6 protein-coding genes and 1 pseudogene are annotated in these 10,318 nt (G+C 44.1%); 4 read left to right on the top strand and 3 right to left on the bottom strand.

Annotated features, from left to right (window positions below):
* Together ICL16_RS46650 and ICL16_RS04715 are read left to right on the top strand one after the other, a co-directional pair.
* The coding region (locus tag ICL16_RS46650; protein ID WP_420485254.1) for a hypothetical protein at positions 1–1,341 on the top strand (1,341 nt) is incomplete at its 5' end.
* A gap of 179 nt (positions 1,342–1,520) precedes the next feature.
* Positions 1,521–3,767 (top strand): TrbL/VirB6 family protein, encoded by a 2,247-nt coding sequence (locus ICL16_RS04715; protein WP_190825727.1) that lies wholly within the window; start codon positions 1,521–1,523, stop codon positions 3,765–3,767.
* Between the two features lie 38 nt (positions 3,768–3,805).
* On the opposite strand, the gene ICL16_RS04710 is transcribed toward ICL16_RS04715, so the two are convergent.
* Complete coding sequence (locus tag ICL16_RS04710) at positions 3,806–4,750, bottom strand: DNA adenine methylase (RefSeq protein WP_202895416.1); 945 nt, start codon at positions 4,748–4,750, stop codon at positions 3,806–3,808.
* 109 nt (positions 4,751–4,859) lie between these two features.
* Between ICL16_RS04710 and glgP the strand changes: the two genes are divergently transcribed.
* Together glgP and ICL16_RS04700 are read left to right on the top strand one after the other, a co-directional pair.
* The gene (gene glgP / locus ICL16_RS04705) at positions 4,860–7,466 is read left to right on the top strand and encodes an alpha-glucan family phosphorylase (RefSeq protein ID WP_190825725.1); all 2,607 of its coding nucleotides are present in this window, start codon (positions 4,860–4,862) and stop codon (positions 7,464–7,466) included.
* A gap of 123 nt (positions 7,467–7,589) precedes the next feature.
* Positions 7,590–8,906: pseudogene (locus tag ICL16_RS04700) on the top strand (histidine kinase N-terminal 7TM domain-containing diguanylate cyclase); the annotation flags it as partial.
* A 121-nt stretch (positions 8,907–9,027) separates the two neighbouring features.
* Here ICL16_RS04700 and ICL16_RS04695 read toward each other — a convergent pair.
* Positions 9,028–9,807 (bottom strand): DUF429 domain-containing protein, encoded by a 780-nt coding sequence (locus ICL16_RS04695; protein ID WP_190825724.1) that lies wholly within the window; start codon positions 9,805–9,807, stop codon positions 9,028–9,030.
* Between the two features lie 47 nt (positions 9,808–9,854).
* The gene (locus ICL16_RS04690; RefSeq protein ID WP_190825723.1) at positions 9,855–10,064 is read right to left on the bottom strand and encodes a hypothetical protein; all 210 of its coding nucleotides are present in this window, start codon (positions 10,062–10,064) and stop codon (positions 9,855–9,857) included.
* Between the last annotated feature and the right edge of the window lie 254 nt (positions 10,065–10,318).

Below are 10,318 nucleotides of genomic sequence, written 5' to 3'. Positions count from 1 at the left end.
AGCACAGGCGGCGGCTTCGGTGGCGGTACTGCAGGTGGTAGCACAGGCGGCGGCTTCGGTGGCGGTACTGCAGGTGGTAGCACAGGCGGCGGCTTCGGTGGCGGTACTGCAGGTGGTAGCACAGGCGGCGGCTTCGGTGGCGGTACTGCAGGTGGCAGCACAGGCGGCGGCTTCGGTGGCGGACAAGCAGGTGGCAGCACAGGCGGCGGCTTCGGTGGCATCGATTTTGAAAGCGCAAGCCAGTCACAATCTTTTCAGGCTAGAGTTGAGGCTGACCAATTAGTTAGATCCAGTCTGAGCGAAGCTGGTGTCAGTTTACCCTCCTTCGGCGGTGGCAGCACATCTGGTGGTGGCAGCACAGGCGGCTTCGGCGGTGGCAGCACATCTGGTGGTGGTAGCCCATTTGGTGGTGGCAGCACAGGCGGCTTTGGTGGTGGCACATCTGGTGGTGGTAGCCCATTTGGTGGTGGCACATCTGGTGGTGGCAGCAGCTTGACGTTAGATCCTAATAGTCAAGAAAGTATAGACGCTTTTACGTCCCAGATTACCGATCTGGCTTACTCTGGTGCTGGCATACCTGCCCCAACTACAGAAAGTAACACTAGTGCTTCTGTAACAGAAGAAGTTAGCTTGCCTGTTGGTGAAGTTAACGTGGAAGCGATCGAAGAGTCAACACCAATAACTACTGCTACTGAAGAAACTTCCATAGAAGAAATTCCAGTTGTAAGTGGTGGTGAATCTCAATCTTCACCCATCGAACCTCTAACTGCCTCAGTGAGTGATGGCAGTGCAAATGCAAATAGTAACTACCCATCTGAGGAAGAATTCTTTGCCTTTGTGAATGGTGGTTCAATCAATCTACCAGAAGGCGTTCCTTCAAATGTTGTAAATACCATTCAAAGTAATGCCTCAAATATTTCTGGCACTATTCAACAGTACCAACAATTAGGTAATCAATTTACAGGTGGTGGCAATCCGTTTGCTGATGACTCAATAATTGCTGGTGGTAATCAGCCTGAAGGAATAAACTATCCTGAACAGGTAACTTACTATCAGAATCTTACCACTCAGTTCCAAGAAAACCCCCAACAAGGTGTCCAGAGTTTGCTAGGTAGCAGCTCTTTTGCTAGTGGAAACCCATTTCCATCCGAAGACAACCAGTTTGGTGGTGGTAGCAATCCATTCGGCGGTGGTAGCAATCCATTCGCTGGTGGTGGCACCGAAGACAACCAGTTTGGTGGTGGTAGCAATCCATTCGGCGGTGGTAGCAATCCATTCGCTGGTGGTGGCAATCCATTCGCTGGTGGTGGCAATCCATTCGGCGGTGGCTCTTTTGCCTAAAGCTAAGTTTTAAGTAAAGATTGTTGGGTTAATCAATTTACAAGTTAACCCAACATTTCTTCTGAAATAGTAGTTTCTTCTTTACTAATCAAACAATAAATTTATAAAGTAAAGATTTATACATCTCTATCTATTATGCAAAATCTTTGTCTTTTTATGTGTAATGAGGATTATTGTTCATGAAAGCATCTATGGCTCGTGCTATGAATTCAGCTAATAGCTTATTGGCGAATTCAGATAATAATTTAACTGTTGAGATTTTACCGGTTAGCGATAGTTCATTAAATAGTAATAGCAGCACTGCTTCTACTAGTAACAGTACTTCTGGTAGTGGTAATCCAATTACAAATAGCAGTTCTAGCAATAACTCAGTTGGCAGCAACAGTACGTCTAGCGGGAACAACCCATTAGTTGGTGGTAACAGCACCACTAATAGTGGTATTTCTTTTAGTGGAAGTAATTCGACAAGCAACAGCACTTCTTTTGGTGGCACTTCTTTTAGTGGTGGTCAAATAGTTGGGAGCAGCTACTTGTGGGGCTGGGATATACCTGGTAGTGGTAATTCCTCTGCTGCTAGCGCACCGAAACCGATTACTAGTCTTGGTAATGTAATTATTGGTAACGGTCAATGGATTATCAGTGAAGGCAGCTCACCTGAAAGATTTACCGGGCAAATATCAGATTTTATTAAGGGTAAGCTCGATTCAGTAATCTTCAAGCTACGGTTTAGATTACCTATAAGTTATGGAAGTTCACCTAATAACGGTAATCCATTTGCTAATGGTAACAACCCTTTTGGTGAAGGTAATCAACCTGTATTACCAGCTTTGGATTATTTGAAATCTGTCTATGGAGAGAACTTTCCTGTTGGAGTTACTAACAGTGGTAACTTAGCCAATGGTGGTGAAGGTTCCTCAAGTGGAGTTAGCAATCCGTTTCCTAGTGGAAACGATTCAACGAGTAGTAATATTACCCCATTGAATGCAGGTAGCAGCCCAACTAGTGGAGGAAGTAATCCCTTTGCAGGTGGTGCAGGTGGAGGAAGTAATCCCTTCGCAGGTGGTGCAGGTGGCGGAAGCAACCCCTTTGCTGGTGGTGCAGGTGGCGGAAGCAACCCCTTTGCTGGTGGTGCAGGTGGCGGAAGTAACCCCTTCGCAGGTGGTGCAGGTAGCGGAAGTAACCCCTTCGCAGGTGGTGCAGGTGGCGGAAGTAACCCCTTCGCAGGTGGTGCAGGTGGCGGAAGCAACCCCTTTGCTGGTGGTGCAGGTGGCGGAAGCAACCCCTTTGCCGATGAAAGCAACTCTTCTGCTGGCGGAAGCAACCCCTTTGCTGGCAGTGATGGAGCGCCTCAGCAGTCATCCTTTGATATCTCGAAGATTGTCCTTGGTGGAATGGGTGGTGATGGCAGTATGCCTACACAATCACCCACAGAAACTCTCAAGAGCGTTCGAGGCTATGTCACAAACTTCACTTCTTCTTTAGATTTTCTCTTTGGTAGTGAGAACACTACACTTTTGCAAAAGCCTTCCGATTTGTTGAACCTCTTCCGGGCTGACATGTACAGCTTCAACAGCGGTATCGACACTGTTAACAAAATAGCTGCTAGCGACTCCTCTGCTGGTGGCGCGTCTGCTAGTGGTACTAACCAGTTCGCTAGCTTATTTGGTGGTAGTGGTAGTGGTAACAACCCATTTTCTAGCATATTAGCTAGTAATGGGGATATACCCTATGATATTTTGAGTGTCGCTCTTGAAGGTTTGTTACCATTCAACAATGGTTCTGACAACGTGTTCAGTACCAATGAAGGTGAGCTACCTATTGGTAAGGGCAATCGTGACTTTGGTAGTGGTAACGCGGCGATCGGTAATGCCAACTGGAACTACGGAAATAATAACGCCAGTATTGGTAATGGCAACTGGAACTGGGATTCTAGTACTAACAATGCTACTGTCGGTAATGGTAACTGGAATCTAGATTATACCAGTAACAACAGAACAGTTGGTAATGGCAACTGGTATTGGAACTCCACTAGTTACAACAAAACCCTTGGTAATGGAAACTGGCACTTTGGTAATAACAACACAACCCTGGGTAATGGTAACTTTGATTTTGGTAATAACAATACAGTAATTGGTAATGGTAACTGGGTGTTTACCAATAATAGTATCGTTATTGGTAATGGTAACTGGTCTGTGGTTATTGATAAATCCACTCCTGGTGCTAGCGACTTAGTTTCCGATATCGACAATACATTAGCTCTTACCTTGGGAGTCAAGGATTCTGTTGACACCTTGGTTAACACCTTCATGAGTAAAATGGGTAATGCCTTTTTACCTCTAACAAACGATCTAGGAGCAGGTTTGGAAACATACAATAAGCTCATCCTTTCTCAAGGTAGCTCCACAGGATCTTCTACTAGCATCTAATATCAATTCACTTATTTAGTGAATTGGGATGAATTGTTTTAGTAATTTAGAAAAAGGTGATCGTAAGCAGTTGGCTGTGGAAATTGCAGCAACTGCTTTTTCATTGGCATATCCCTGTATCTTGCCAGGGTTCTTAGCATTTTTTCGACATAATGTGAAATATACAAACTCTCGAAAGTGATTGAATTTTCACCGTTTAAAGTTGCTTGGGAAGAACGACCAGCATTTAATAAAACTTTAGACATATTTAAATCTTTTGGAAGTTCAACACCATAAGTTTTTTCTCCAGACATTCCATCATAAGAGAGAATAAACGGGATTTTTTTATTATTTAATATATAGAGTGTCTCGCATAATCTATCAATTGAAAGTTGAGCAAAATATCTTTTATCACGACCATAAGTTGTTCCTTGATATGGTGGATCTAGATATATCAGTGAATTTTGATTTGCATTCTGAATGCATTCTGAGAAGTCACCATAAAAAAATTCTACTCGCCCACGCAATAAAAAACTTGCGCCAAATACATTAGCCCGCATTTTATCAGGATGCATTCCTTGTCGGCGTTTATCTACAGATTGGGTAAAATTACCTTGTTTGTTAAATCTGACAGAATTTTTAACACATCTTGCAATTAAATACAAAAGCATTATAGGGTCATTTGTATCATTATACTTTTCTCTAATTTTATAAAAATATTCATTGTCTCCATCATGTTGACCACACCAAATTTTTTCATAATAATTGCTTACTATCTCTGGCTTTTCAACGATGAGTCGCCATAGTTCAATAAGAGAAGAAAGAGAATCACCAATAACAAAGTGTCTGGCTAACTTATGATCAGCAACGTAAAGAGTCATTGCCGCAGAACCAGCGAAAGGTTCATACAAAGTATCGACTGGTTGCTTAATATATTTAGCAATTTGGGCAGCTAAATTTCGTTTACTACCTTGGTATGGTATGGGATGGGGAATTTTAGCCACCAAAAACCTCTTTGTGCAGTTTTCATTACAAACACAGTATAAAGAATTTGCAACATGGGGTCAAAACAGTAAACAATAACGATAGCTCATGCTGGAGTTTCGCTAACCTATGCAGCCAATTCGTACATTCAACGTCTCGCCTTCCCTACCGCAGCGTCTTGAACCACTGCGTCAGCTAGCATACAATCTACACTGGGATTGGAATGTGGAAACTAAAGATTTATTTCGCCGCTTAGATCCCGATTTATGGGAATCTAGCCGTCATAACCCAGTGTTAATGCTTGGTACTATTAGCCAAGCGCGGTTGACTGAAGTTGTGGAAGATGAGGGTTTCCTGGCACAAATGGATAGAGCCGCCCGTCAGTTAGACGATTATTTGCACGAGCGCACTTGGTATCAGAAACAGCGCGTGCTACCGGAAATTCAAAATCCGCCCCAGGCAGGAGCCAGGGAACAAAACAAAGGACAAGAGTGCTATGCCTATTTTTCGGCTGAATTTGGGCTGGTGGATTGCTTGCCGCTTTATTCAGGAGGTTTGGGTGTTTTAGCTGGGGATCACCTCAAATCTGCCAGTGACTTAGGATTACCTCTTGTTGGTGTAGGCTTATTGTATCAGCAAGGTTACTTTGCTCAGTATCTCAACGCTGATGGTTGGCAGCAGGAACGCTATCCCATCAACGATTTCTACAATATGCCTTTGCAATTGGAGCGCAATCAAGATGGTTCTGAGTTGCGCATTGGGGTAGAGTATCCAGGGCGTACTGTTTACGCTAGAGTTTGGCGCATACAGGTGGGAACAGTACCACTGTATATGTTAGACACCAACATTGAACCCAACAACGAATACGACCACGATATCACAGATCAATTGTACGGTGGTGACATTGATATGCGTATCCACCAGGAAATTATGCTGGGTGTTGGTGGAGTGCAAATGCTGAAAGCACTAGGATATAATGTTACAGCATATCACATGAATGAAGGTCATGCGGCTTTCTCTGGCTTGGAGCGTATCCGTATCTTGATTCAGGAAGAGGGGCTAAGTTATACAGAAGCCAGACAGGTGGTAGCTTCCTCTAATCTCTTCACCACCCATACACCAGTACCAGCAGGAATTGATTTATTCTCTCCAGATAAAGTTTTGCATTACTTGGGACATTATGCTGATGTATTTGGCTTGACAAAAGACCAATTTTTAGCATTAGGGCGGGAAAATACTGGTGATTTGTCTGCGCCTTTCAGTATGGCAGTGTTGGCGCTGAAGACGGCAACATTTTCTAATGGCGTGGCACAATTACATGGTGCTGTGTCACGGCAGATGTTTAAAGACTTGTGGCAGAATGTACCTGTACAGGAAGTGCCGATTACCGCAATTACTAACGGTGTTCATGCCCGCAGTTGTGTTGCCAAATCTACTCAGGAGTTATACGATCGCTACCTTGGACCAAACTGGTCTTCTGCACCATCAGATAATCCATTATGGGAGCGCATGGACTCTATTCCTGATGAGGAACTGTGGCGCAATCACGAACGCTGTCGTTTGGACATGATTCTATATGCACGTGATCGCCTTGTCAAGCATTTGCGCGATCGCGGTGCTTCTCCCAGTGAAATTGCCTCTGCACAAGAAGTTCTCGATCCTTACGTTTTAACTATTGGCTTTGCCCGTCGCTTTGCGACATACAAGCGTGCTACACTGTGGATGAGCGATTTGGAGCGCATTCGGCGGATTTTGTTAAGTAACAAACACCGTAAAGTACAATTCGTTATTGCTGGTAAAGCACACCCCAAGGATATTCCCGGTAAAGAATTAATCCGCGAAATCAATCACTTCATCGACGAACAAGGCTTAGAAAAGCAGGTAGTGTTTGTCCCCAACTATGATATACACATCGCTCGATTGATGGTAGCGGGTTGTGATATATGGTTAAACACGCCACGTCGCCCACGGGAAGCTTCTGGTACAAGTGGTATGAAAGCAGCTATGAATGGATTACCCAATTTAAGTGTACTAGATGGCTGGTGGGACGAAGCTGATTATGTTAGCACAGGCTGGGCAATTGGACATGGGGAAATATATGATGATCCTACATACCAGGATCAAATCGAAGCAAACGCTCTTTACGATTTGCTCGAAAACGAAGTTGTACCTTTATTCTACGACAGGGATGTTGATGGGTTGCCTCGTCGCTGGATTGCGAAAATGAAGGATGCAATTCGATTCAATTGTCCGTTCTTTAATACGTCACGGATGGTGCGAGAATATGCTCAAAGAGCTTACTTCCCAGCAAGCGATCGCCACCACACCCTCACTGCTAATAATTATGCCCCAGCTAAAGAGTTAGCAGCTTGGAAAGAAAATCTCACCTCCCACTGGTACGATATTAAAATTAAAGACGTTGAGGTATCGAAAGAACCAGATATCAAGGTCAACCAATCCATTACTGTCACAGCTAAAGTTGACTTGGCAACTCTGACAAACAATGATGTGCAGATAGAGTTGTACCAAGGTGCAATTGATGCGAATGGCGACATTGTTAATGGTGTGCCAGTAGTAATGAACTACCAAGGAGAGGATGAGCAAGGATTAAGTATTTACACTGCTGATATCTTATACACTACCTCTGGCTTACAAGGCTTGTCCTTGCGAGTTTTGCCGAAACATCAACACCTTTCTAGTTCTTACGAACCAAGATTGATTGCTTGGGCGCAGTAATGTATACCCCACCCTAACCCTCCCCTTAGCAAAGGGAGGGCTGGGAGGGGTATGCGCCACAACATAGTAAAACTTTCATATAAATCATACCCAAGAGGGATGTTTTAGCAATAAAATGTACATATGTCGTTGATTGTTGGTTTTTCGCCAAACAACGATCGACAATTAACAATCAACGAACGCGGTATCACCATGCGTTTTCAATACACTCCCTACGTTGGTATTCTCAGTGTTACCGCAATCATCTCAGCTATAATTACACTCGTGGTTTGGCAGCGGCGCTCAACCCCAGAAAGAACCTGTTTCGCTTTCATGACGATCTCAGGGACAGGATACGCAACGGTTGCAGCACTAGAGGGAGCAGCGATCGCTATCCCAGACAAGATGTTTTGGGGAAAGCTAGAATATGTTGGATCTGGGTGCGTGATGACGTTTTTCCTGATGTTTGCCTTCTATTTCACAACTCAGAAGGACTGGCAGCAGTTCCAGCATACCGCTTTGCTGTGGATTCTCCCAATATTCAACGTGGTTTTAGTAGCAACTAATGAATGGCATCGACTTGTTTGGACAGCTTTCTTACCCGGTCCTCAGGGCAGCAATCTCATCGTTTACCAGCACGGTCCGGGTTTCTTTTGGGTGATGATCTGTGTCTATGCCTACATAATTACAGGCACTTTGCTACTTGTCAAGGCATATGTGCGACCCTCCCCTTTATATCGCCGTCAATCCAGCAGTGTGCTGGTTGGTTCGCTCATACCACTACTCTGCAGCAGTTTATATATGCTGAAACTCACTCCTCCAGGGTTAAATATCACCCCAATGAGCTTTATGCTGACTGGGCTGGTATACTTTACCAGCCTTTTTCGTTTCCGCATATTTGACCTCATTCCTGTTGCCCGTGACATGCTTGTCGAAAGTATGAGTGACGGCGTACTCGTCTTGGATCAAAAGAAACGCATTGTCGATATTAATCCTGCTGCTCAAAGTCTCTTTGGAGTGACGGCAGGCTGTATTGGGCAGAGCGTAGATGAAGTTCTGGCAAAATGGTCTTTACTTGTCAAATGCCTAAATAAAGAGGATTCTAAGTTAGATATGATCATAGATGGCGCTGTACCTCGCTATGTGGAAATACAAATTTCACTGTTACGCGATCACCGTAGACACTTTACTGGTTACCTAGTCTTTTTACACGATATTACTCAACGTCATCAGATTGAAATTGAACTACGCATAGCGAATGAACGTTTACAAAATCAATTGCTGGAAATTGAGTTGCTGCACGTCAAGTTACAGGAGCAGGCAATCCGGGACAAGCTCACGGGTTTGTTTAACCGACACTACTTTGAACAAACGCTGCCCAAAGAACTGGCGCGGGCAAGACGCTTAGCTGATTCAGTTGCAATCGTGATTCTCGACATTGATTACTTTAAACAAATTAACGACTCATTCGGACATCAAGCAGGCGATCGCATGTTGCAAGCATTTGGACACCTGCTAGCTATACACAACAGTTTCGGGAGGTATTGCTGTATTCCCCACGTCGGGGGAAACGGAGGCTGAACTACTGCAAGTCGCCGATCAAGCTTTGTATGCTGCTAAAGCAGCTGGACGAAACTGTATTAAGCTTCGGGATGACAATGTAACCAGTAGTGCGATCGCCTAGTACTAAGTTACGTTGTTCTCCCCAGTACCACCAGTATGCAGCTATGTAGGCACAGATGAGGCTATCTAGTTTGTCTTCGGTTTCTTTGAGGGCTGCACCCGTGGTAAGGATGGGGGGAAGAAATGAACCGCAGAGGCACAGAGGGGGTTGGAGAGTGGGGAGGATAGCTGTGATGTAATTATGGAGTTTGAGTAGTTCGGAGTGGCGATCGCTTAGTCGTCCTTTTTTATATTTGAGGATGCGTTCTAACTTAAATAGGTTAATTGTGGCGGGATGGGGAAATACTTCTATTTGGTATCTACCTGGTTTTTGTGGTTCGATGGTTGGTGCGTGGGCGTAACCACGAGATTCAAGTTCTAAGCCGAAGTTGACGGTGCGTTGTGCGAAGGGTAGATTTTGGTTTGCTGGGTAGCATCCGGCGTGGTATTTGCCAAAGTGTTTATGAGTAAGTTTATCAGGTAAGCGACTCCCGGTAGCGTTGGGGATCAGGGTGGGAGCGTCTACAGCAATGATTGCTGGTTCATCTGGTTGTACACAGTTGTCAATCCAAGTTAGGATATCGGCAATTGCATCAAGGCGCTCTAAGTCTAGAAGTTGCAGTTTTCCATCTATTAGTTTTAGGTAGCATAAGCCACTGGGTTGCGATTTCCACCCTAAGTCAATTCCAAGAAATTTCATGCCTACTCTTAGAGGAAAGGAAACTCCGGATTAAAGCAACTTTAATCTTAGCACTTTGATGATTGATTAATCTCTGTTTTACCGTTGTTCTGTATGACAACAGAACGAGTGCATTGCTTCTGTCCACTACCGTTGTCGCTGCTGTACTGTTCAACCTGAGTTGTTTGCTGTTGCTGGGTTACTTGTGACGTTGAACAAGCATTGAGACTGAGGACGAAAAGAGTATAAAAGGCAACAGATGAAATAAATTTGCACATGGTTGATATTGCTCAAAAGATTGTTTTGACAAGTGCATTGAGGTGCTCCTACCGTAGGAAGAACTGAATATAGAACCACACTGCTAAAAAACAGTGTGGCAACATTTAATTATAATGATTTTTAAGTTAATTAATTATCTATCTAGAGCTACAACACCAAGGTAAAGCATTTCGGATTTTACTCAAAAATTTTTCGCTTGTCAGGTAAAACAGAATAGCCCGCTCTTTCTTGACTTGTTAAAATTGGAAGAATA

It is taken from the genome of Iningainema tapete BLCC-T55 (genome assembly GCF_014698965.1).
Classification (GTDB): Bacteria; Cyanobacteriota; Cyanobacteriia; order Cyanobacteriales; family Nostocaceae; genus Iningainema; species Iningainema tapete.
Note: the sequence above shows the minus strand (reverse complement) of the source record. Positions and strands in the feature narration are given on the sequence as shown.

What these genes read in the sequence shown, in the direction of transcription:
- glgP (WP_190825725.1), top strand. Translation starts at nt 4,860, where the DNA reads ATGCAGCCAATTCGTACATTCAACGTCTCGCCTTCCCTACCGCAGCGT.
- ICL16_RS04715 (WP_190825727.1), top strand. Translation starts at nt 1,521, where the DNA reads ATGAAAGCATCTATGGCTCGTGCTATGAATTCAGCTAATAGCTTATTG.
- ICL16_RS04690 (WP_190825723.1), bottom strand. Translation starts at nt 10,064, where the DNA reads ATGTGCAAATTTATTTCATCTGTTGCCTTTTATACTCTTTTCGTCCTC.
- ICL16_RS04695 (WP_190825724.1), bottom strand. Translation starts at nt 9,807, where the DNA reads ATGAAATTTCTTGGAATTGACTTAGGGTGGAAATCGCAACCCAGTGGC.